Origin of the sequence: Pseudomonas veronii (genome assembly GCF_002028325.1) — a bacterium.
Taxonomy (GTDB): Bacteria; Pseudomonadota; Gammaproteobacteria; order Pseudomonadales; family Pseudomonadaceae; genus Aquipseudomonas; species Aquipseudomonas veronii.
On record NZ_CP018420.1, the window covers coordinates 3776431 to 3800269 of the forward strand.

13 protein-coding genes and 1 pseudogene are annotated in these 23839 nt (G+C 62.2%); 9 read left to right on the forward strand and 5 right to left on the reverse strand.

Annotation, left to right across the window (positions count from 1 at the left end):
* Window positions 1-27: 27 nt before the first annotated feature.
* Entirely contained in the window at window positions 28-1068 is a 1041-nt protein-coding gene (locus tag PverR02_RS17165) for a methyl-accepting chemotaxis protein (RefSeq protein WP_411221045.1), read from the forward strand.
* A 74-nt stretch (window positions 1069-1142) separates the two neighbouring features.
* Here PverR02_RS17165 and nirD read toward each other — a convergent pair whose 3' ends face one another.
* A complete protein-coding gene (nirD, locus tag PverR02_RS17170; protein ID WP_017846422.1) occupies window positions 1143-1505 on the reverse strand; it encodes a nitrite reductase small subunit NirD in 363 nt (120 codons plus the stop codon).
* Complete coding sequence (gene nirB / locus PverR02_RS17175; protein WP_079443984.1) at window positions 1505-4066, reverse strand: nitrite reductase large subunit NirB; 2562 nt, start codon at window positions 4064-4066, stop codon at window positions 1505-1507. The genes nirD and nirB overlap by 1 nt, the downstream gene beginning before the upstream one ends.
* Before the next feature lie 517 nt (window positions 4067-4583).
* Between nirB and PverR02_RS17180 the strand changes: the two genes are divergently transcribed.
* The gene (locus PverR02_RS17180; protein WP_079443985.1) at window positions 4584-8639 is read left to right on the forward strand and encodes a bifunctional nitrate reductase/sulfite reductase flavoprotein subunit alpha; all 4056 of its coding nucleotides are present in this window, start codon (window positions 4584-4586) and stop codon (window positions 8637-8639) included.
* A gap of 81 nt (window positions 8640-8720) precedes the next feature.
* Here the strand turns inward: PverR02_RS17180 and PverR02_RS17185 are convergent, their stop codons facing one another.
* Window positions 8721-9200, reverse strand: coding sequence for an AAA family ATPase (locus PverR02_RS17185; protein WP_046383619.1), 480 nt, complete (start codon window positions 9198-9200; stop codon window positions 8721-8723).
* 94 nt (window positions 9201-9294) lie between these two features.
* Window positions 9295-10203, reverse strand: coding sequence for a LysR substrate-binding domain-containing protein (locus PverR02_RS17190; protein WP_079443986.1), 909 nt, complete (start codon window positions 10201-10203; stop codon window positions 9295-9297).
* A gap of 177 nt (window positions 10204-10380) precedes the next feature.
* On the opposite strand from PverR02_RS17190, the pseudogene PverR02_RS17195 reads away from it, so the two are divergent.
* A pseudogene (locus tag PverR02_RS17195) lies at window positions 10381-11217 on the forward strand (alpha/beta fold hydrolase).
* A 70-nt stretch (window positions 11218-11287) separates the two neighbouring features.
* On the forward strand, window positions 11288-12208 hold the full coding sequence (locus PverR02_RS17200; RefSeq protein WP_079443987.1) for a bifunctional helix-turn-helix transcriptional regulator/GNAT family N-acetyltransferase: 921 nt from the start codon (window positions 11288-11290) through the stop codon (window positions 12206-12208).
* Window positions 12209-12241: 33 nt separating this feature from the next.
* Here the strand turns inward: PverR02_RS17200 and PverR02_RS17205 are convergent, their stop codons facing one another.
* A complete protein-coding gene (locus PverR02_RS17205; RefSeq protein ID WP_079443988.1) occupies window positions 12242-13645 on the reverse strand; it encodes an MFS transporter in 1404 nt (467 codons plus the stop codon).
* A 352-nt stretch (window positions 13646-13997) separates the two neighbouring features.
* Here PverR02_RS17205 and PverR02_RS17210 point away from each other — a divergent pair, with 352 nt between their 5' ends.
* The 5 genes from PverR02_RS17210 (at window position 13998) to PverR02_RS17230 (ending at window position 23832) form a co-directional block, all read left to right on the forward strand.
* A complete protein-coding gene (locus PverR02_RS17210) occupies window positions 13998-16706 on the forward strand; it encodes a type VI secretion system Vgr family protein (RefSeq protein WP_079443989.1) in 2709 nt (902 codons plus the stop codon).
* Window positions 16703-18604, forward strand: coding sequence for a phospholipase D-like domain-containing protein (locus PverR02_RS17215; RefSeq protein ID WP_079443990.1), 1902 nt, complete (start codon window positions 16703-16705; stop codon window positions 18602-18604). The genes PverR02_RS17210 and PverR02_RS17215 overlap by 4 nt, the downstream gene beginning before the upstream one ends.
* Window positions 18605-18690: 86 nt before the next feature.
* On the forward strand, window positions 18691-19887 hold the full coding sequence (locus PverR02_RS17220; protein ID WP_321572479.1) for an SEL1-like repeat protein: 1197 nt from the start codon (window positions 18691-18693) through the stop codon (window positions 19885-19887).
* Window positions 19888-19986: 99 nt separating this feature from the next.
* Window positions 19987-21102, forward strand: a complete 1116-nt coding sequence (locus PverR02_RS17225) for an SEL1-like repeat protein (protein ID WP_079443992.1) — start codon at window positions 19987-19989, stop codon at window positions 21100-21102.
* 153 nt (window positions 21103-21255) lie between these two features.
* Entirely contained in the window at window positions 21256-23832 is a 2577-nt protein-coding gene (locus PverR02_RS17230; RefSeq protein WP_079443993.1) for a bifunctional diguanylate cyclase/phosphodiesterase, read from the forward strand.
* The last annotated feature ends 7 nt before the right edge of the window (window positions 23833-23839 follow it).

Below are 23839 nucleotides of genomic sequence, written 5' to 3' on the forward strand. Positions count from 1 at the left end.
GGGCTGTTCCTCAGTGCGCCGCTGGCCATGGCCGTGGCGGTAGCCGTTGCGGTACCCGTGAGCATGATCGGCGCGCAGGTGCGTCGGCGTGCAACGTTACGCTTGCTTTCGGGCGTCGAACCGTCGACCTCGGATGCGCTGATTGCGCAGATGTACAGCGATGAACACGGCCCCCAGGGCCGCCTGGAAACCGCGTTCCTCAGCCAGAACGCCCGGTTGAAGACCTGCCTCACCCGCCTGCAGGACAGTGCCGAGCAGCTCAACGCGCTGGCCGGGCAATCCAACCGACTGGCCACGGCCAGCTCGACCGGCCTTGACCGTCAACGCGTCGAAACCGAGCAGGTCTCGGCCGCCGTCAACCAGATGGCCGCAACCACCCAGGAAGTCGCCAGCCATGTGCAGCGCACCGCGGATGCCACCCAGCAAGCCAACGTGCTGACCGGGCGTGGCCGCGAGGTGGCCCGCGATACCCGCGAAGCCATCGAGCGCCTCTCCGCCGTGGTCGGCGAAACCGGTGTCACCGTGGCGCAGTTGGCCCGCGACAGCGACGAAATCGGCACTGTCGTCGACGTGATCAAAGGCATCGCCGACCAGACCAACCTGCTCGCCCTCAACGCCGCGATCGAGGCGGCGCGTGCCGGGGATATGGGCCGCGGCTTTGCCGTAGTCGCCGACGAAGTCCGCCAATTGGCGCAACGCACGTCGCACTCCACCACCCAGATCCATGACTTGATCACCAAGCTCCAGGCGTCGTCCAGCAACGCTGTACAAAGCATGGAACACGGCCAGCGCCAGGCGCAGGAAGGCGTGGCCCGGGTACTTGAGGCCGACCAGGCGCTGGTCGGCATCAGCGAAGCGGTGTCCCACATCACCGAGATGACCACCCAGATCGCCGCCGCCACCGAAGAACAAAGCGCGGTGGCCGAAGAGATCAGTCGCAACATCACCACCATCGCCGAACTGGCCGACCAGACGTCGGTCCAGGCCCATCAATCCGCGGACCTGAGCAAGGAACTGACCCACACCGCGTCCACCCAATACGCACTGGTTGAACGTTTCAACCGCTGACGGCGGATAGGCACGCGCCCATTCTCCACATGCCGCAGGCAGCTGGAGGATGGGCGCCTTCGGCCGACCTCGCCTCAACTCACCCCCAACTCCACCACCCCCGCATTCAACCGCACCGGCCATACCCGCAAGCGCTGCTGCGGTGCCTCCAGGCATTGGCCGTCCGCCAGACGGTAATGCTGTTTGTAGATCGGCGCAGCCACCACCAGATCGCCCTTGATACTGCCGACCAGCCCGCGGCCGATCACGTTCGCGCCGGATTCCGGGTCATGGTTGTCGATGGCGTAGAGGGTCTGGTCCGGCGCGTCCGGCAGGTAGAACAGCGCGACTTGTGCGCCGTCGTACCACACCACCACGCCGGAATTGTTCACCAGGTCGCTTTCGCTGCACACGCTTTTCCAGGTGGCAAGGTTACGCAAAGTGTTGGACTGGCTCATCAGGCAAGCTCCTCGATGACGGGAATCAGGTTGAGTTCGGCGGCCATGATCGGCCGGCGCTGGCCGCGTTCGTGGACAAAATGGATGTCCGGATCCGGGCGTTTGTCGTTGACGAAGGTGCGGAAGCGTTTGAGTTTTTCCGGGTCTTTGAGGGCGTTGGCCCATTCGCATTCGTACCGGTCGACCACCAGTTGCATTTGCGCTTCGAGTTCGGCGCCCAGGCCCAGGCTGTCGTCGAGGATCACGTCCTTGAGGAAATCCAGGCCGCCTTCCAGGCTTTCACGCCACACCGAGGTGCGTTGCAATTTGTCGGCCGTGCGGATGTAGAACATCAGGAAGCGGTCGATGTAGCGGATCAGCGTGGCGTCATCCAGGTCGGTCGCGAACAGCTCGGCGTGGCGTGGGCGCATGCCGCCGTTACCGGCGATGTAGAGGTTCCAGCCCTTCTCGGTGGCGATCACACCGACGTCTTTGCTTTGCGCTTCGGCGCATTCGCGGGTGCAGCCGGACACCGCGAACTTGAGCTTGTGCGGCGAACGCAGGCCCTTGTAGCGGTCCTCGATCAGCAGCGCCATTTTCACGCTGTCCTGCACGCCGTAGCGGCACCAGGTACTGCCGACGCACGACTTCACCGTGCGCGTGGATTTGCCGTAGGCGTGCCCGGTTTCAAACCCGGCGTCGATCAGCTCGGCCCAGATGTCCGGCAACTCATGCAGTTGCGCGCCAAACAGGTCGATACGCTGGCCGCCGGTGATCTTGGTGTAGAGCTGGTATTTCTGCGCGACCACACCGATGGCGATGAGTTTTTCTGCGGTGATTTCGCCGCCCGGAATACGCGGCACCACCGAATAGGTGCCGTTCTTCTGCATATTGGCCATGAACGTGTCGTTGGTGTCCTGCAACGGCACCAGCGAGGCGTCCATGATCGGTTGGTTCCAGCACGACGCCAGGATCGAGCCCACCGCCGGTTTGCATACATCGCAACCGGTGTGGCCACGGCCGTGCTTGGCCAGCAACTCTTCGAAGGTGATCACCCCTTCCACGCGTACCAGCGCATACAACTCCTGACGGGTGTAGGCGAAGTGTTCGCACAGGCTCTTGTCGACGCTGACGCCACGGGCGACCAGTTCATGCTCGAACACCTGCTTGAGCAAACCGGCGCAGCCGCCGCAACCGGTGCAGGCCTTGGTCTGCGCCTTGAGCAGGCCGAGGTCGGCGCAACCGCTGTCGATGGCCGCGCAAATCGAACCTTTGGTGACGTTATGGCAGGAGCAGACGGTGGCCGACTCCGGCAACGCGCCAGGGCCGAGACTTGGTGCGCCGGCGGACGATGGCAAGATCAGGCCGGCCGGTTCGGACGGCAACGCAATGCCGTTCTGCATGTACTGCAGCAAGGTGTCGTAATAGCTGTTGTCGCCGACCAGCACCGCGCCGATCACCTGCTTGCCGCTGGCGTCCACCACCAGGCGCCGGTAGCTGGCGCTGGCCTCGTCGATGAACTGGTAGCTGCGCGCACCGGGGGTGTGTGCATGGGCGTCGCCGATGGACCCCACGTCCACCCCCAGCAGTTTGAGTTTGGTCGACATGTCCGCGCCGACAAAGGGCTCGGAGGTCTGCCCGCACAACAGGGCGGCCACCCCTCGGGCCATCTGGTAACCCGGCGCGACCAGGCCGAACAGGCTGCCGTTCCACGACGCACACTCGCCGATCGCGTAGATGTCCGGGTCGCTGCTCAGGCATTCATCGTTGATCACCACCCCGCCGCGCGGGCCGATCTCCAGGCCGGCCTGGCGGGCCAGTGCGTCCTGGGCGCGGATGCCAGCGGAGAACACGATCAGGTCGGTTTCCAGAAATTCGTCATTGGCAAAGTTCATGCGATAGCGGTACTGCTCGCCCGCGCTGATCGATTGAGTGGCGCGGGACAAATGCACGCCCACGCCCAGGCGCTCGATCTGCGCCTTGAGCGCCAGCCCGCCGAAGTCATCCAGTTGCACCGGCATCAAGCGCGGCGCGAACTCCACCACATGGGCTTCAAGGCCCAGGCTTTTCAGGGCGTTGGCGGCTTCCAGGCCGAGCAGGCCACCGCCGACCACCACGCCACGCCGCGCATTCGCGGCGGCGCCACGGATGGCATCGAGGTCTTCAAGGGTACGGTAGACCAGCCGCGAATCGCCTTGCGCGCCGTCGATCGGCGGCACAAACGGGTAAGAGCCGGTTGCCAGGACCAATTTGTCATACGCCACGCTGCCTGTGGCGGTGATCACCTCACGGCGGGCGCGGTCGATTTCCAGTACCGGCGCCCCCAGGTGCAGGGTCACGCCCGGCGTCTGGTACAGCGAAGCGTGCGACAACGCCAGCGACTCGGCATCACGGCCAGTGAAGTATTCGGACAAATGCACGCGGTCATAGGCACGCATCGGCTCTTCGCTGAACACATGCAGGCGATAGTGCTCCAGGGCGCCGCGCTCGATCAGTTGCGCCACACAATGATGGCCGACCATGCCATTGCCGACGACGATCAGGGTTTTCAGCTGTTTCAGACTGGCGAGAGTGGAATTCATATCAAGCACCCGACAAAGCTCATCACGGTTTAAAAAGCAAAAAAAAACGCCTGAAACCTTGCGGTTCCAGGCGCCTTTGCCTGTTCTGATGCGGGGTCGATCCGGACGTCTTCGCCGGTTCTACCGCTGGTGCCCATGACCTGTATGGCCTGTCGATCGTCGTTGACCGAGGTGGGTTGTACAGAGTGCTTGCAGGCTCTGTGCCAACCAGCCGCCATGCCCGTCGCAAAGGCTGCAAAGGGTGCTCAACCCTGCCAGACACCGCTGGTTGTGCCTCCAACTGGTGCGCTCCGGCGTCATAAAAGTGCATTTCTGCGCGTGACGGGCCCGCGCTGGGGGCAACCAGGCCCGTCACAGCGGCGTGTGAAAAACCTGGCGCGTGACTTGCTAGGAATACGCATACCAAGCAGTCAACGCAGACTGCCACTCACGACAAAGGCGCCGTGTAATCCCCGTTTCCAACGGAGGGTTGCAGGGCGTTTTTTTATGGGCGGCAGAAATGATCCGAGGGTTACCGATGGCAAACCAAAGTGTACGCAGCGTGTGTCCTTATTGTGGCGTGGGCTGCGGCATCGTCATGCAGGTCGAGCACAACCGCGTGGTCAAGGTGATCGGCGACAAGGCCCACCCCACCAACGCCGGCCGGCTCTGCACCAAAGGCACCACCTGCGGGCAAGCCATCGCCGAGTCCGGCCGCATGGAAAACGCCTACCTGCGCCAGGCGCGGGAGCATGACCCGGTGCGGATCGGCATGGACAAGGCCATCAGCGAGACCGCCGGCCGCTTGCGCGCCATCCTCGACCGCGATGGCCCGGACGCCCTGGCGTTCTACGTGTCCGGGCAGATGTCGCTGGAAGCCCAGTACCTGATCAACAAATTGGCCAAGGGCTTTGTGCGGACCGCGCATATCGAATCCAACTCACGCCTGTGCATGGCCAGCGCCGGCAGCGGCTACAAACTCTCCCTCGGTGCCGACGGGCCGCCCGGCTCGTATGAAGACTTCGACCGCGCCGACCTGTTCTTCGTGATCGGCGCCAACATGGCCGACTGTCACCCGATCCTGTTCCTGCGCATGATGGACCGGGTCAAGGCCGGCGCCAGACTGATCGTGGTCGACCCGCGGCGCAGCGCCACGGCCGACAAGGCCAACCTGTTCCTGCCGATCAAACCGGGCACCGACCTCGCGCTGCTCAACGGTTTGCTGCACCTGCTGGTGAAAAACGGGCACACCGACCCGGCCTTTATCGCCGCGTTCACCGAAGGCTGGGAGGCCATGCCCGGCTTTCTGGAAGACTACCCGCCGCAGCGGGTCGCCGAACTGACCGGCCTGGCCGAAGCCGACATCCGCCAAGCCGCCGACTGGATCGGCCAGGCCGCCGAGTGGATGAGCTGCTGGACCATGGGCCTCAACCAAAGCACCCACGGCACCTGGAACACCAACGCGCTGTGCAACCTGCACCTGGCCACCGGCGCGATCTGCCGCCCCGGCAGCGGGCCGTTCTCCCTGACCGGGCAACCCAACGCCATGGGCGGTCGTGAAATGGGCTACATGGGCCCCGGCCTGCCTGGGCAGCGCTCGGTGCTGGTCGACGCCGACCGCGCATTTATCGAAGCACTGTGGAACCTGCCCGTCGACAGCCTGCCGCGCCAGGCCGGCAGTGGCACCGTGGGCATGTTCGAACAAATGGCGGCCGGGCAGATCAAAGCCTGCTGGATCATCTGCACCAATCCGGTGGCCAGCGCGCCCAATCGCCAGACCGTGATCAAGGCGCTGCAAAGCGCCGAACTGGTGATCACCCAGGATGCGTTCCTCGATACCGAGACCAATCGCTACGCCGACATCCTCTTGCCCGGCGCGCTGTGGGCCGAAGCCGAAGGGGTGATGATCAACTCCGAGCGCAACCTGACCCTGATGCAAAAAGCCGTGGAGCCACCCGGCGAGTCGCTGGCCGACTGGCAGATCATCGCCAGGGTCGCGTGCGAAATGGGCTTCGCCGACGCCTTCACCTATGCGTCCGCCGCCGAGGTGTTCGACGAGATCAAGCGCGCCTGGAACCCCGCCACCGGCTACGACATCCGCGGCGCCAGCCATGCGCGCCTGCGCGAACGACCGCTGCAATGGCCGTGCGCGTCGATTGAGGCCGCAGAGCGCAACCCGATCCGCTACCTGAATAACGGCATCAACCAGCCCCTCAAGACCGACGCCGACGGCCGCCAGCCGACGATCGTTTTCGCCACCGAACACGGCAAAGCCCGGTTTTTCCCACGCCCGCACCTGTCCCCGGCGGAAATGCCCGATGAAGCGTTCCCGTTCGTGCTCAACACCGGCCGCCTGCAACACCAGTGGCACACCCTGACCAAGACCGGCAAGGTCGCCACGCTGAACAAACTCAACCCCGGCCCTTTCGTGGAAATCCACCCCGATGACGCCGCCAGCCTGGGCATCAAGCACAAAGACCCGGTCGAGGTGCGCTCACGACGCGGCCGCGCCGTGCTGCCCGCAGTGATCAGCGACCGTGTGCGGGCGGGCAACTGTTTTGCGCCGTTTCACTGGAACGATGTGTTCGGCGACAACCTGGCGATCAACGCCGTGACCCATGACGCGGTCGACCCGATTTCGCTGCAGCCCGAGTTCAAGTTCTGTGCGGTCGCCCTGCAACGGGTCGAACTGATCGAGCACCAGTTCCTCGATGTATCGGCACCGGCCGCCCACCCCGTATCCCCCTTAACAGAGGAACTCGCCATGTCGCGCCTCGACGCCTTCGCCGACCTGGTCGGCATCCGCAACCTGCCGTCGCCGTCATTGAGCGACAATGAGCGCACCTACCTCGCCGGTTTTCTCAGTGGCCTGCAATCCAGTGCTGCGCGCCAGGCCAGCGGTGTTCCGACGCTGCCGGCGAATGCGCCCGTGGCCAGGGACGCGCGGCTGTGGCTGGACGGCCTGTTGGGCGGTTTGTTCAGCCGCACCGAGGCCAGCGCCGTGGCACTGGCGCCCGCTGCCGACACCCCGGCCGTCACCTTGCTGTGGGCCTCGCAAACCGGCAACGCCGAAGCCTTGGCCGAGCGCTTTGCCCAACGCCTGCGCGCCGGCGGCATCGCGGTGGAACTGAGCGCAATGGCGGACTTCCCCGCGAGCAAACTGGCGCACACGCAGAACCTCGCGCTGATCAGCAGCACCTTCGGCGACGGCGACCCGCCGGACAACGGCGAAGGTTTCTGGCACAGCCTGACCCTCGCCGAAACCCGCCTGGAGTCGCTGCGCTTCGCGGTACTGGCGTTGGGCGATCCCAACTACGACCAGTTCTGCCAGCACGGCAAACAACTCGACCGGCGCCTGCTCGAATTGGGCGCCACGCGCTTGCTGGAGCGCGTCGACTGCGATACCGAATTCGAAGAGCGCGCCGATGCCTGGTTCACGCAGTTCCTACACACCCTCAACCCGGCAACGCCCGTCGCGCTCGCCACGCCGAGCGGCAAACCCAAGCCTCATGCGTCACGGTTGCTGCTCAACCTGCACCTGAACCAGCAAAGCCCGTACAAGGAAACCCGCCAGTTCTCCCTGGACCTGGCGGACTCCGCGCTGACCTACGAAGCCGGCGACGCCCTGGGAGTGATGCCACGCAACTGCCCGGAACTGGTCAGCGAGTTGCTCGAGCTGACGCGCCTGGGTTCCAGCACCTTCGTAAACATCGACAGACTCGGCGACGTGCCGCTGCACCAGGCCCTGACCGAGCACTTTGAAATTGCCCGGCCCAACAGCGAGACCCTGGCCTTCATTGCCGCACGCAGCGCCAAGCCAGGCCTGAAACACCTGCTCGAACCTGAGCGCAAAGCCGAACTGAAAGACTGGCTGTGGGGCCGGCAACTGGCGGACGTGCTGCACGAATACCCCATCGACTGCTCTGCGGACGAACTGCTCGGCACGCTCAAGCGCCTGCAACCGCGCTTGTATTCGATCGCGTCCAGCGCCAAGGCGTACCCGCGTGAAGTCCACCTCACCGTGGCGGCCGTGCGCTACGGCAAGCGCAAGGGCGTGTCGTCCACCTTCCTCGCCGACCGTGCCGGCAACGGCGAAGTGCCGGTGTTCGTGCAGCCCTCCAAGCACTTCCGGCTTCCCGCCGACGGTGATGTGCCGATCATCATGATCGGCCCCGGCACCGGCGTGGCGCCCTTCCGCGCGTTTTTGCAGGAACGTCGGGCCCTGGGGCATCAGGGCCGCAACTGGCTGTTTTTCGGTGAGCAACATGCGGCGAGCGATTTTTACTACCAGGATGAACTGCAGGGCATGCAGCGCGACGGTTTGCTCAGCCACCTGAGCCTGGCGTTTTCCCGCGACCAGGCGCAGAAGATCTACGTGCAGGATCGCATCCGCGAACACGGCGCCGAGCTGTGGCGCTGGCTGCAGGAAGGTGCGCAGTTGTATATCTGTGGGGATGCCAGCCACATGGCCAAGGATGTCGACCAGGCCCTGCGCCAGGTTGCCCATCGCCACGGCGGGCTGGGCGTCGAGAGCGCCGTCGATTACTGGCGGCGGATGAGTGAGCAGAAGCGTTACTTGCGCGATGTCTACTGAGCCGTGACAGAACGGTCACGCCGCGTCAGTGTCGGCGTGACCGATGACTTCAGCGCTGAAATCCCGCTGGCCATTCCATGCTCATGGGCGATGGACCTCAATGACCAAGCCCTCGTCCTCACTCGGCACACAGAAGTGGCGGGTGATCAGTTCGAACTCGGCATCGGTCGCGGCAAAGTCATGCTCACCCTGGGCATTGCGAGCATGCAGGCGGCTGCGGCAGGTGTCGTCATCCAGCTCCAGATAGTGCAGGCGATGTTCCACCTGTGCGGCCTGGGCCAGGCCACGCAACCACTCGCGACTGGCCAGGGTGTTCGCCGGGAAGTCCAGCACCACGTTGACGCCCGACTGCAGCAGATCGATCACCAGCGGCCCCAGGACCCCGCGAATGCGTTGGGCGCAGCGCACGTAATCGGCCACCGCGAGTATTTCACCGGGATAGAGTTGTGCCAGCCACAGGTCTTCGCTGAGCAAGATGGCGGCGTGTTCACTGACGAGCGCCTTGGCAAGCGTCGACTTGCCCGAGGCGATCTTGCCGCACAGCAGGTGCAGGGTGGGCATAAGGAAAGGCTCCGTTTTCGCTGTCGAAGGATGTTTGAAATACGCGTAGAACGCTTACATTGCCACATGGTTGGCGCAAGCGGTTTCGCTCCCGTCAGCCCTCATTCTGCAACTGCGCCTCAAGCCAGGCCAACAGCGCCATCACCTCGGGGCGGTTGCCGCCGCCCTGCTGTCGATAGACCGAGAGCGCCTGCGGTAAATGCACGCTCTCGACACACGGCCTTACCAGCGCCCCGCTTTCAATCAGCCGGCTCGCGGTGCGCCGCCAGCCCATGGCGATCCCATGCCCTTCGACAGCGGCCTGGAGCATCAGCGGGTAGCTGTCGAACGTGGCGCTGCGCGCGTCGCTGGCCAGCGTCTGACCTAACACCTGCAACCAGCTGTCCCACTCCATCAAATGGGGCGGCTCGGAGCTGTGGTGCAAAAACGTACAGGGCTGCAGCTCGCTGAGGTGCAGCGGTCGTTCCGCACTCAGGTAAGCCGGGCTGCACACCGGGAACACCTCGTCGGCGGCAGAGAACATCAACGCATGCGGCCCGCTGGCGCGCCGCGTGCTTTGCAGGGCCACATCGAAGTGGTCATTGAATTCGGCGAGTGGCCGGGTAGACGTCACCACTTGGATTTCGATGGCCGGGTATTGCTGGTGGAAGCTCGACAGCCGCGGCATCAGCCAGTAAAACGCTTCGCATAACTGACAGAGCAGGACCACACGGTTGCGCTGGGGCGTCGCACGCAGAGCGGCGGCCTTCTCGCTGATGCTGAGCAGTGCCTGGCTGACCACCTGCGCCAGTTCACGCCCCTCTTGCGTGAGAAACACCGCGCGATTGCGCCGGCAGAACAGCTTCACCCCGACGTTGTCCTCAAGCCCGCGGATCTGCCGACTGACGGCGGCCTGGGTGATGTGCAGCTCATCGGCGGCCCTGGAGAAACTCTCCAGGCGCGCCGCCGCCTCGAAGGGCAACAAGCTGGCGAGCGGCGGTAAGGTCTTGCCGAACATATTCATAATCTGAAGTTATGCGTTCAGGGCCGAGAACTCGTTTGTAGCACAGCATCGGGGTTATGCACCATGCAGGCACGGCCTCATGGATAAGCCTGATGACCGCTGCACACTCCTCAACATTCGCCGGTGTCGGGCGGCGTGTTCATAACCGTTCGCATCATCCTCACAGGAGATTCATCGATGACCATCGCGCGTGACGCCATTGCATTACCCGACACCTTTTATTTTCACGGCCAGGCCGTGCGCTGGGGGCACATCGGCACGGCGGGACCGGCGCTGGTGATGGTTCACGGCACGCCCCTCTCGTCCCAGGTCTGGCGGCGTATTGCGCCGTTGTTCGCGCAACGGTGTCGCGTGTTCTATTACGACCTGCTCGGCTACGGCCAGTCGGAAAAAGCCCCCGGCCAGGACGTCTCCCTCGGCATGCAAAACACCCTGCTCACGGCGCTGCTCAAGCATTGGCAGCTGGACCGCCCGCACGTGCTCGCCCACGATTTCGGCGGTGCCACGGCGCTGCGCGCCCATCTGCTGGATGGCTGCAACTACGCCAGCCTGACCTTGGTCGATCCCGTCGCGATGGCGCCCTGGGGCTCCCCGTTGATCTAGCACGTGCGCCTGCACGAATCGGCGTTCAGCGAAGCACCGGCATATATCCACGAGGCAATTGTGCGCGCCTACATCCAAGGTGCCGCCTTCAAGCCACTGCCAGCCGACGTACTGCAAACCTATGTCGCACCGTGGACCGGCGAAACAGGCCAGATGGCCTTTTATCGACAGATCGCACAGATGGATCAACGCTACACCGACGCGATCGAACAGCGACTCGCCGAGATCCGCTGCCCGGTGACGCTGCTGTGGGGCGAGGAAGATCAGTGGCTCGCCGTGGCGCAAGGCGATGCACTCGCGAGCCGGCTGGCGGAGCCGACCTGCATTCGCGTCCCGCACGCGGGGCATCTGGTGCAGGAAGACGCACCGGAAGCCATCGTTGCCGCGCTGATGAAGGTGCTGTTCGGCTGAATTAAACATATTGACATGATTGCCTAAGGCAACAATATAATTGCCCAAGGCAACTATTAGAGCGCACATCATGTCCACTCCCCTGCTTGTGCAGCGCGCCGGTATCGTGCGCGGCTTCAACCGTTTCTATACGCACCAGATCGGCGTGCTGCAGGAACACCTGCTGCAAAGCGACTTCTCCCTCACCGAAATCCGGGTGATGTACGAACTGTCCTCGCGTGGCGACCTGACCAGCGCCGACTTGTGTCAGATGCTCAGTCTCGACGCGGGTTATTTGAGCCGGTTGATCAGCGGGCTAGAGAAGAAGGGCTTGATCCAGAAAGTCCGCTCGATCACCGATGCGCGCGCGGTGCAACTGCACCTCAGCGACCTCGGCCGGTCAGTCCTGGCTCCGCTGGAAGAGAAAACCCAGCAAGAAGTCATGGCCTTATTGAGTGCCTTGCCCGAGCCGCAACAACAGCAATTGACCGCAGCCATGCAGCGCATTCAGACGTTGCTGCAAGGCAGCGCGCCGAGCTACGTATTGCGTGACCCACAACCCGGCGATATGGGCCTGGTGGTGCAGCAGCAATCGGCACTGTATGCGCGAGAATACCAATGGAATTGGGAGTTCGAAGCGTTGGTGGCGGAGATTGTCGCCAAGTACCTGCGCGAGTTCGACCCGACCCGTGAGCGCTGCTGGATCGCGGAGAAAGACGGCGCGGTGGTGGGCTCAGTGTTCGTCGTGCGCCATGACGACAGCACCGCTAAGTTGCGCATGCTCTACGTCGACGCGAGTGCGCGGGGCCTGGGCATCGGCCAGCGTCTGGTGGACGAATGCCTGCGCTTTGCCCGACATGCCGGGTACACGCGCATGATGCTGTGGACCATGAGCGCCCTCACCGACGCACGCAGGCTCTACCAGAAAGCCGGTTTTGAGCTGGTTGAAGAAGAGCCCACCCTCAGTTTCGGCAAGCCATTGGTCAGCCAGACCTGGGCGCGTGCGTTGTGATGCGGGGCTGGCACGACTCAAGCCCCGCCTGGTTTACAGATCGGTGATTTCCTTGTGGCGCGGCACGAGCGTCTTCATCACGCTCCAGGCCACCAGGTACGCCAGCGCACAGATCGCGAACATGATCATGTAGCCGGTGTGGATATCGCCGATGGACTTGTAATAATCGAACACCCAGCCGCCGACCTTGGTCATCACCACCCCGCCCAGGCCACCGGCCATGCCGCCGATACCGACCACCGAGGCCACGGTTTTCTGCGGGAACATGTCGGACACGGTAGTGAAGATATTGCACGACCACGCCTGGTGCGCCGACGCTCCCACGCCGATCAGCAACACCGGCACCCAGAAGCTGATGTAGCCCAACGGTTGCGCCAGCAGCACCACCAGCGGGAACAGCGCGATGACCAACATGGCTTTCATGCGGCCGTCGTAGGGCGCATCACCACGCGCCATGAAGTAGCTGGGGAACCAGCCGCCGCCGATGCTGCCGACCATGGTCATGCTGTACAGCACCGCCAGCGGCATGACGATATCGGCGCCTTTCATGCCGTACTGCGCCGACAGGTAAGTCGGCAGCCAGAACAGGAAAAACCACCACACGCCGTCAGTCATGAACTTGCCGAAGGCAAAGGCCCAGGTCTGGCGATAGGTCAGCAGCTTGAACCATGAGACTTTTTGCGACACCGCGCCTGCAGCCTGCGCGGTGAACGGCTGGACCGTCTGATCGCTGCGGATGTAGGCCAGCTCCTCGGCCGACAGGCGTTTTTGCTGATCGGGCTTTTCATACAGCGCGGCCCACACCGCGACCCAGATGAAGCCGAGCATGCCGATGATCATGAACGCCGCTTCCCAACCCCACACCCCGGCGATCAGCGGCACACAGATCGGCGCCAGGATCGCGCCGACGTTGGCGCCCGAGTTGAAAATGCCGGTGGCCAGCGAGCGTTCTTTCTTGGGGAAGTACTCGGCGGTGGCCTTGATCGCAATCGGGAAGTTGCCCGCCTCGCCGATCGCCAGTACCGCACGGGACAGCATAAAGCCCGCGATCGACACCGGAATCACCGCCAGGCCAATCGCGCCGCTCACGGCCGCGATCCCCTCACCCATCGGCACCGCGAACGCATGCATGATGGCGCCGGTGGACCAGATGCCGATTGCCACGACATAGGCCGCCTTGGTGCCGATCTTGTCGACGAACCGCCCGGCGAACAGCATGGAAATCGCATAAACAAACTGGAACACCGCCGCAATGTTCGCGTAATCGGTGTTGCTCCAGCCAAATTGCGTGGACAACTGTGGCGCCAACAGGCTGAGCACCTGGCGGTCGAGGTAGTTGACGGTGGTGGCGAAGAACAGCATCGCGCAGATGGTCCAGCGATAGTTGCCTACCGCTTGGCCCACGCGATGGGCGTTGATGGGCTCGTTCAAGTTCATGGCATCACTTTTTATTTTTGTTAGATAAGACATATGTAACGTCATATGTCGTCGTACAACTGTGACTTTTATAGCGGGCGCCCTCTGCGCTGTCAATCTGAAAGATTGCCGTTTATCTGGGGGTTATGCGGATACAGCGCTGGCCATGAAAACCCTAGTTGTAGGATGACACGCCAAATCGCCAAGTTCGGCGCCTCACTGAGGACGTCGTCGAGCACGCCGCATTCCCTGTGTGAGAGGGAGCGCAAAAACACGTTCAGGAAGTGGCTGTCTCGTAAAGGCGAATCTTCCGACATTAATCACCGAGACCAAATCTTTACTCTTCGGGCTTTCGCGCCTAGGAGTAAAAGGAATGGCTTCCAGCGTATTACCGAGCGTTTTCTTCGACCATCGTCGGCACACGCTCACTGTTTGCGATGTTGACGAGTCGCTCGACGTCCTGGCCTTCGAGGGCACAGAAGGCCTGAGCCAACCATTCAACTATGCTGTGGAATTCACCAGCACCGACGGCGACATTGCCGCTGAAAAGATGCTCGGCCAAAACGCCTGCTTCAGTCTGTACGGGGCGCCGCAGCCTCCGCCCTTTCGCGGCCTGAGCGTGCCCTCGAGCGAACCGCTGCGTGTCTTGCACGGCGTGGTTACCGGCTTCAAACGCCTGTCCGGCTCCGTTGATGAAGCCCGCTACGAAATCACTCTGCAACCGCGCCTGGCCCTGCTTGGGCGAGGCCGCCAGTTCCGCATTTATCAACACCAATCTGTCCCGCAGATCGTCGAAAGCATCCTGCGCAGCCGCCACGACTTTGAAGGCCAGGACTTCCTCTTCAAGCTGGTGCGCGAATACCCCAGGCGCGAACAGGTCATGCAATATGGCGAAAGCGACCTGGCCTTTATCTCGCACTTATTGGCCGATGTGGGCATCTGGTATCGCTTCACCCACGATGAGCGGTTGAACATCGACGTGGTGGAATTTCACGACGACCAGCGTCATTACACGTTCGATGTCGAGCTGGCCTACCGTCCGCAATCCGGGCTCAGCAGCGGCGGAAAAGACAGCACGTGGGGCCTGCAATCGAGCCACCACGTGGTGGAAAAACGCGTCAACATCCGCACCTACCATCACCGCGTGGCCAACGCTCACCTGAATGGCGAGATCGACCAAACGCGTGGCGCCAGCGGTACCTACGGCGAGGCTTATCACTACGCCGAAGCGTACACGGGGATAGGCGACCGATACGCCCATGACGAAGACCTGCAAAGCGAAAGTGGCTACTTCTATGCTCGCCTGCGTCACGAGCGTTACCTCAACGGCCAGACCCGACTCAGCGGCGTCAGCAGTAGCGCCGCCCTGGCGCCCGGCCAGGTCCTGAACATCTCCGGCGGCGCGCCGCAGGCCTTTGCTCCCGGCGCGGTGATCACGCAACTGACCACCCACGCCGCCCGCGATCGCAGTTTTGAAATCAACTTTGAAGCCATTCCCTACTCGGAAACCGTGTGCTTTCGCCCAGCACTGCCGCCAAAACCTCGGATCGCCGGCACCGTCCCGGCCCGCGTCACCAGCCCGCAGGAGCACGACCCCTACGGCCACATCGACATCGAAGGCCGCTACAAGGTCAATTTCCTGTTCGACCGCGACACCTGGAAACCCGGCGAAGAAAGCCTCTGGCTCCGCCTGGCCAGGCCCTACGCCGGCGACACCCACGGCTTGCACCTGCCGTTGATCCCCGGCACCGAAGTGGCGATCGCCTTTGAACAAGGCGACCCCGACCGGCCCTACATCGCCCATGCCCTGCACGACAGCCAGCATCCTGACCATGTGACCTTGCGCAACTACAAACGCAACGTCTTGCGCACCCCCGCCAATAACAAATTGCGCATGGACGACACGCGAGGGCAAGAGCACGTGAAGCTCAGTACTGAGCACAGCGGTAAGAGCCAGCTCAACCTGGGGCATTTGGTTGATGCCAAGCGCGAACCGCGAGGCCAGGGCGCGGAGTTGCGGACCGATGGGCATGCCGCCATTCGTGCCGGCAGTGGGATCTTGATCAGTGCCGACGCACAACCCAAGGCTCAGGGACACATGCTGGAAATGAGCGCCGCGCTGGGCCGGTTGCAACAGGCGAGTGACCAGTTGGAAGGATTATCGACCGATGCCCAGGCCGCCAACGCAGGTCCAGCGGATGTGCAAGCGCAACTAAAATTGATGCGAGACCAGCTCGATCAACTCAAGGCCTCGGTCGTATTGCTCAGCGCCCCCCAAGGCGTTGCCGTCACCAGCGGCCAACACCTGCAATTGGCCGCTCAGGACAACCTGATGATCAACGCCGGAGCCGAGGCGGATATCAGTGTGGTCAAGCGCCTGTTCATCGGCGTGGGACAAGGGGTAAGCCTGTTCGTGCGCAAGCTGGGCATCCAATTGATCGCCAACCAGGGCCCGGTAAAGATCCAGGCACAAAACGACGCGCTGCAACTGATGGCCCGCCATGGTTTGGAGATCATCAGCAGCGAAGATGAAATCCGTATCGTCGCGAAGCAGAAAATCACCCTCAATGCCGGCGGCAGCTACATCACCCTCGATGCGAGCAGCATCGAGTCAGGGACCCTGGGCGACTACCTGATCAAATCGGCGTACTTCGAAGCCCTCGGTCCAGCCAGCCAGAAAGCCGCAGATCCGGAGTACCCACAAAGCCTGTTCAAACAAGCGTTGCGGTTCAACGTGCCGCAAACCCCCAATGCCCCTGATCAAGGCTGGGCAGGCATGCCCTACACGCTCTACGCCGATGGTGCAGTGCTCAATCACGGCGTATTGGACAAGTCCGGGCAAGTGTCGATCGACCACGCGGTCGTGACGCAGCAGTACCGAATGGTGTTGGCCAACGGGGTGAGCTACCAGATCCCGGTGCCTACTGACTATCGCAATGCCGAACAAGCACACCTGGCCAATGGCGGCATGCACAACCACCTCTCGCGAGCCGACACCGAGGTGAGCCAACCCACATCGCACACGGATCACCGTGCCCTGTATGCCGCCGTGATCAATGACCAGGAAGGGAAAACTTCATGACTGAACCCGATATCGTCGCCCCCGTCGCCCTGCAACACACACAGCAGGTGACCTGCTCCGCGCCCTGGTACGTGCCGAACACCGAGTACCCTCCTGCGAAAGCCACCTATAAGCCGCTGATCAACGGTGAAGAAGCCTTCGAGGCCGTGCATCTGGCTATCGCCCAAGCCACTAAAACCATCGACATCATCTGCTGGGGGTTTCAACCGTCGATGTACTTTATCCGCGATGGCAGTGCCCCAAGCATTGGCGAACTGCTGATGACCAAAGCCGGGAAAGGGATCGAGGTTCGGGTGCTCGGTTGGGAGATGCCGTTCAATGCTGCGGGCGCAGGGGGCGAGGCCAACCTTCCCGGTAAAGGACCGCTTCGTATCAAGGATCGGGCGATGCAGAGCTCCACCGCTGACCAATATACCGAAGATCGGAAATGGTTTTCCCGATGTGCATTCGCCGATCACTTAGCGCCCGCGATCCGAGTGGCTCGTAATGTGCCGGTGTTTGTCGGCCGCGGTTTCAGCATGTATGAACGGGCTGAAATTGCCTATCAGGCCAAATACAAAAGCCTCGACCCACAGCTCAGCCTCAGCACGTTGGGCGTGCTGGCCAGCACTGCGACCCACCATCAGAAGACCGTCCTGATCGACTATGAACAGACAGACCGCGCCGTTGGTTTTGTCATGGGCCACAACATGCTCGACGAGTACTGGGACACCGACAAGCACTCAGCACTGAACCGCACCGAGGGCAGCAAGCCTGCACCCAATCGCGGGCCGCGTGGCAACACACCACGCCAGGATATTTCCAGCCAGATCAGCGGGCCGATTCTAGAGCACCTGCACCATAACTTCGCCACTGCCTGGCGCAAGGAAACCGGTGAAGACCTGCTCGCATCGCGCAAAGCGATGGCGGTGGCCCCCCAACTGCAATGCGCCCCCGGCGTCACCCGCCAGCTGGCCCAAATCGTGCGTACCCAGGCACAAGACGGCAAGCGCGATATCGAAAAGATCTACCTGAAGGCGGTCAACAACGCGACCCAATTCATCTACATCGAGAACCAGTACTTTCGCTGGCCGCCATTGGCCGAGGCGATCAAAGCGGCGGCCGAAGTCCAAACCGGCGCTGGGCGTGATCCGGGTCTGCATGGAAATTTACACCTGTTTGTAATCACCAATGCCAGCCCAGACGGCGTGGGGCCGGGGAGCTTGAACACCCAGCGCATGCTCGAAAGCCTCGGACGCGGCGATACCATTCCTGAAATCACCAAGTTGCAGCGCATTGAACAGGCCAAAGCCCAAGCCAACGCGCAGACGCCGACCTTGGCTGAACTGCTTGAGCGACAAGCCTTGCTCACGTTGACCAGCCTGACCGACGCACTGGGGGGTGGCGAGATAAGCGATAAGGCCGGTGAAGCCCAACGGGACGCCGCCAGAAACAATGCGTCTCGACAGACAGCTCTCAAAGCCCAGATCGCGGCGATTGAGCAAAGCACGCTTGAACCAGAGTCGCGCCCAGGCCTGAAAATCCACGTGTGCTCACTGGTCGCGCCTGATTCGCCGGCGGGGCAGCAGTGGATGCCGGTGTACATCCATTCCAAGCTGATGATCGTCAATGACGTGTTCACCACCCACGGCTCGGCGAATATCAACACGCGCAGCATGCAGGTGGATAGCGAGCTGAACATTGCGCATGAATGGATGAGTGTGACGCGGGCGTTGCGGCGCAGGTTGTGGGATCTGCATACGAATGGGAGGGGGGCGCAGGATGATGTCGCGAAAGCATTCAAGGCTTGGCAGAAGATCATCAATAAGAACAAAGATCGCCAATCGCAAAAACTGACGCCATACGCTCCGATCGTCGAGTTTTACTACGACGAAAAGACCCTTCAGGACCTCGACTGATGCGCGGATTCCTATTGCTGACAAGCCTGCTGCTGGCCGCCTGCGATAACGGCAGCGCCCCTACTCACCCGACCCAGGACACTTTCGTGAACCCACTGACCGAGATCAAAGCCAAGCTGGCCTTTACCTGTGTACACGAGCAAATTCCTTCGCCGTCCGCCGAGGCCGATGAGCTGTTCCAATACGCTCGCTGGCTCCAGAAAAACAACCTGCTCAAGCAGGACAAAAGCGTCGACGCCGAGATCGAGCGCCTGTACCGGATTGCTGCCGAGAATGGCCATTACAAAGCCAACATCAACCTGCAAAACGGCACCATGCGCGGCCACTTCACGCTCAGTGGCGACGAACACCTGCGCCTGAGTCAGCAACTGATCGACGCGAATGTGGCGACGGGGTACTACTTTATCGGCCTCTTTCTGAAAAGCGGCTCGGCTGGGCTGAAGCAGGATACGGCCATGTCATTGCGTTACTTTCGTAAGGCCGCCGATCAGGGCAGCGCGCAAGCCCAATACGAAGTGGGGGACATACTGGCGCCGATTGACATCGCGCCGGACGTTGCTCGGCAAATGCGCCGCTGTGCAGCAGAACAGGGCAATGGTAAGGCCGCTGGCGCTCTGGGCGTAAACCTTCAAAGCAATGATCAGTACCAGGAGGCACTTGAGGCATTTCAATTGGGCGTGATGGCGGGTGATGAAACCTCTGCGGGTTGGTTGGAAGATGGCTTCCGTGGTCCTCCTCCCTCCGATAAATTGGACTACCTCGGCCAGCAGGAGGACCTTGAGCGCGCCGAACGCTATGAAAAAATCTGGCGAATTCTCGCAAACTACTCCTATGCCGCCCCCAAAGTCCCCGAAATCAACGACATCCTCCCCTTACCTCCCGCCAAACTCCCCACCTGGGACGGCAAGCTGCAATGGCTGGAAGCACGCCTGGCCAATGTCCCACCAGAAAAGCCCAGCGAAGCACTGATCCAGCAGTTGGCCAAAGCCAAACTCCTTGAACCGGCAACCGGCAGACCCACGCCCGACTCCCCCGCGTTCATCAAGGCCGACTACCCCGAACCGACCTGCACCAGCGGCCAGGCCTGCCCCCAGACTGGCTATTGGCGGGCATTCAGCCTGAGTCGCGATGTTTACGCGCGGTTCAACGATGGCGTGATCCGCCGTTTCGAGAAGAACGAGATCATGCCCACCCTGCAGGTTGAGAGTCACAAGCCGCGTTTTTTGCTGCCCGACATCATCACAGTCAATGAGGAAAGCATCGAATGGCGGCTGTTGGGGTGAGGCATCTTTCGCGTCGGCGACAAGACAACCGGCGGCGGTATAGCTCTATCGGTCGCGTCGACATTATTAGGGTGGAAAGATCGTGAAGGACCTTGACTGATGCGCAGACGCCTATTGCTGACAAGCCTGCTGCTGGCTGCCTGCGATAACGGCAGCGCCCCTACTCACCCTACTCAGGACCCTGCCGTGAACCCACTGACCGAGATTAAAGCCAAGCTGGCCTTTACCTGTGTACACGAGCAAATTCCTTCGCCGTCCGCCGAGGCCGATGAGCTGTTCCAATACGCTCGCTGGCTCCAGAAAAACAACCTGCTCAAGCAGGACAAAAGCGTCGACGCCGAGATCGAGCGCCTGTACCGGATTGCTGCTGAGAATGGCCATTACAAAGCCAACATCAACCTGCAAAACGGCACCATGCGCGGCCACTTCACGCTCAGTGGTGCCGAACACCTGCGCCTGAGTCAGCAACTGATCGACGTGAATGTGGCAACGGGGTACTACTTTATCGGCCTCTTTCTGAAAAGCGGTTCGGCTGGGCTAAAACAGGACCCGGAAATGGCTCTGCGCTACTTCCGCAAGGCTTCTGATCAGGGGAGTGCCCTGGCCCAAGCCTTTGTAGGCGACAAGCTGGCACCCATTAATATCGCCCCTGACATTGCTCGACAAATGCGGCGCTGTGCCGCTGAGCAGGGGCACGGTGATGCAGCTGGCGCCCTCGGCATCAACCTAAAAAATATGGGGCTCTTCCAGCAGGCACTCGAAGTGTTACAGATGGGGGTGGCTGCCGGCGACGAAAGTTCGGCCTCTCGTTTGGGCAAAGGCTTTCGTGGCCCTCAGCCTGATGACCAGTTGTACTACATTGGTCAACAGGAAGACCTTGAGCGCGCCGAACGCTATGAGAAAATCTGGCGAATTCTCGCAAACTACTCCTATGCTGCCCCCAAAGTCCCCGAAATCAACGACATCCTCCCCTTACCTCCCGCCAAACTCCCCACCTGGGACGGCAAACTGCAATGGCTGGAAGCACGCCTGGCCAACGTCCCACCAGAAAAGCCCAGCGAAGCGCTGATCCAGCAGTTGGCCAAAGCCAAACTCCTTGAACCTGCAACCGGCAGACCCACGCCCGCCTCTCCCGCGGCCGTTAAGCCGCGGTTTTTGCCGCCCGACATCATCACAGTCAATGAGCAAAACATCGAATGGCGGCTGTTGGGATGAGGTTCCATGCCTCGAATCAACTAAGGGCACCCGCCCACACTTGAGCCAGGTACCGGGAGAATGGGCGCGCCGCGCCTCAAACGCTCATTTTCTGCGTAAGGCTGCCGATAGCCTGTCATCACCCTGACAAGCGGCGACGCCCTGCGGGAATCAATGCCAAATACCTTCGCCCCGATCATTCGTAACCTTTCCCAACGCACCAGCCTGTCGATGGCGCGCACGTCGTTGTTCCAGTGCGTGGTGCTGCTCGCCTGTGTGTTTGCTGCGGCCAGCTATTCGCTGGTGTACCTCGCCCAGGAACTGAACCGATTCGAAGACAGCGAAAGCGCCTTCTACACGCGCAAGGCGGTGCAGTCCCTGGAAAAATCCCAGCGCCTGACCGTCAAGGATTACGCATTCTGGGGCGATGCCTACAAACACCTGCACGTTTCCGTGGACACGGATTGGGCCTATACCCGCGAAAACGTCGGGCCCACGCTGTTTCATGATTTCGGTTTCCAAGGCGTGTTTGTCGTCAACGACCTGGACCGCACGGTATACGCGTTGGTCGAGGGCAAGCTGCAACCGATTGAGCTGACCGAATGGCTCGACCAGCCCGTCGCGGCGCTACTCGAACAAGCGCGCGCAGGCGCCGCGACGGACACACCGGTCACGACGTTCATTAACGTGCGCGGCAACCCCACGCTGGTGGCGGCAGCGGCAATAACGCCCGGCACGGACCCCAGCGTGATCGCCGATGACCGAAAAGCCTCGGTATTGCTCTTCATCAACATCCTCGACAGCGCCAAGCTGACCGAAATCGGCAACGACTTTGGCGTCGATCACCTGCACATCGCCACACCCGATGAAATCGGCAAGACCTTGTTGTTCGCCCTTGGTGAGAACGGTGCCGCCGGCAGCCTGCACTGGCACCCCGAGCGGCCCGGTATGCGTTTGATGGCTGTCGGTTTGCCGCTGCTGGGCCTGGCGGCGTTGCTGGTGTGCCTGATGACCTGGCTGATTGTGCGCCGCACCACGGCGGACGCCCAGGCCCTCGACAGCAGCCACACCTCGCTGCAAGACAGTCAAAACGCGCTGGCCACCAGCGAAGCACGCTTTCGCGATGTGGTGGAAGCCAGTTCGGACTGGGTCTGGGAAATCGACGGCGAGTGGCGTTTCACCTACCTGTCGGAGCGCTTCGAAAGCGTCACCGGCCTGGACCGCCAGGCCTGGATCGGCGCCACGCTGTACGACCTGCTGGACACCGATGCCGGCGCCCTTTCTCAGTGGCTGACCACGCCCGGGCGGCTCGCGGATATCAGCCTGCAGTGTCGCTACGTCGACGCCCGGGGACGGGAGCGCACCACCCGGCTGTCGGCGCGCGAGATGCCCTGCGGCGGGTTTCGCGGCACGGCCACTGACGTCACCGAAGAAGTCGAGGCGCGTCGCCGCATCGAGTTCCTGTCCCAGCACGACGCCCTCACCGGGCTGCCCAATCGCACGCGCCTGCAAGCGTTTCTGGACGGTAAACTCAAAGCCTTGCCCACCCTCACCCACCCTTTGGTCATGCTCAGCCTGGACCTGGATCGGTTCAAACCGGTCAATGACTTGCTCGGGCATGCCGCCGGCGACCGGGTGCTCAATGAGGTATCGAGCCGCCTCTCTGATTGCGTGCGCCACGGTGACCTGGTCGCTCGGGTCGGCGGCGATGAATTTGTACTGATCCTGATCGATGCCGGCGCCCAGGACGAAGTCGAAGCCCTGTGCCGGCGCTTGATCGAGTCCGTCGAGCGGGTGATCAGGGTCGACGAGCAGGACGTGTTCATCAGCGCGAGTATCGGCATCGCCCTCGCGCCCAATGACGCCAACGGCGTCACCGAGTTACTGCGCTACGCCGATATTGCCTTGTACGAAGCCAAGGCCGCCGGGCGCAATACCTGGCGTTTTTACTCCGGCGAAATGAACGCGCGGATCATCGAACGGCGCCGCCTGGAAAGCGACCTGCGGTTTGCGATCAAGCACGCAGAGCTGCGTCTGCACTTTCAACCGCGCTACCGCATCAGCGACGGGCAAATGGTCGGCGCCGAAGCGCTGGTGCGCTGGCAACACCCGGAGCGTGGCCTGATCGCACCGGACACGTTCATCCCGATTGCCGAGGAATCGGGGTTGATCCTCTCGCTGAGCGACTGGGTGCTGGAAACCGCCTGCGCGTGCGCCGCGCAGTGGCCGGATGAGCTGTTTGTGTCGGTAAACCTGTCACCCACCGAATTCAAGCGCGGCAACCTGGTGGAGCGCGTGCGGTACGCCCTGAATAAGTCCGGCATCGAGCCAACGCGCATGGAGCTGGAAATCACCGAGAGCGTGATGCTTGAAGATGCCGTCGGCGCGCTTGAAGTCATGCACACCCTCAAGCACCTGGGTATCCGCATCGCCATGGATGACTTCGGCACCGGCTACTCGTCACTGAGCTATTTGCGCGCGTTCCCGTTCGACGGGTTGAAAATCGACCGCAGTTTCTTGAACCGGCTGGAGGACAGCGCCGATGACAAGGCCATTGTGCAGGCGATTGTCGGCCTGGGACGCGCCCTGTCGCTGACAGTCACCGCGGAAGGAATCGAAACCGCCGAACACCTGGCACTGCTCAAGGCGGTGGCCTGTGACGAAGGCCAAGGCTACTTCCTCAGCCGACCGCTGGACATCGACGCCTTCAACGGCCTGCTGGACGTGTGCGCGAGCACCCCGCCGTGTTAGCGCTCGA

Bases quoted from the DNA above. Each gene is read 5' to 3' on its own strand.
- PverR02_RS17165 (WP_411221045.1), top strand. From the start codon at position 28: ATGGCCGTGGCGGTAGCCGTTGCGGTACCCGTGAGCATGATCGGCGCG.
- nirD (WP_017846422.1), bottom strand. From the start codon at position 1,505: ATGAGCCAGTCCAACACTTTGCGTAACCTTGCCACCTGGAAAAGCGTG.
- nirB (WP_079443984.1), bottom strand. From the start codon at position 4,066: ATGAATTCCACTCTCGCCAGTCTGAAACAGCTGAAAACCCTGATCGTC.
- PverR02_RS17180 (WP_079443985.1), top strand. From the start codon at position 4,584: ATGGCAAACCAAAGTGTACGCAGCGTGTGTCCTTATTGTGGCGTGGGC.
- PverR02_RS17185 (WP_046383619.1), bottom strand. From the start codon at position 9,200: ATGCCCACCCTGCACCTGCTGTGCGGCAAGATCGCCTCGGGCAAGTCG.
- PverR02_RS17190 (WP_079443986.1), bottom strand. From the start codon at position 10,203: ATGAATATGTTCGGCAAGACCTTACCGCCGCTCGCCAGCTTGTTGCCC.
- PverR02_RS17200 (WP_079443987.1), top strand. From the start codon at position 11,288: ATGTCCACTCCCCTGCTTGTGCAGCGCGCCGGTATCGTGCGCGGCTTC.
- PverR02_RS17205 (WP_079443988.1), bottom strand. From the start codon at position 13,645: ATGAACTTGAACGAGCCCATCAACGCCCATCGCGTGGGCCAAGCGGTA.
- PverR02_RS17210 (WP_079443989.1), top strand. From the start codon at position 13,998: ATGGCTTCCAGCGTATTACCGAGCGTTTTCTTCGACCATCGTCGGCAC.
- PverR02_RS17215 (WP_079443990.1), top strand. From the start codon at position 16,703: ATGACTGAACCCGATATCGTCGCCCCCGTCGCCCTGCAACACACACAG.
- PverR02_RS17225 (WP_079443992.1), top strand. From the start codon at position 19,987: ATGCGCAGACGCCTATTGCTGACAAGCCTGCTGCTGGCTGCCTGCGAT.
- PverR02_RS17230 (WP_079443993.1), top strand. From the start codon at position 21,256: ATGCCAAATACCTTCGCCCCGATCATTCGTAACCTTTCCCAACGCACC.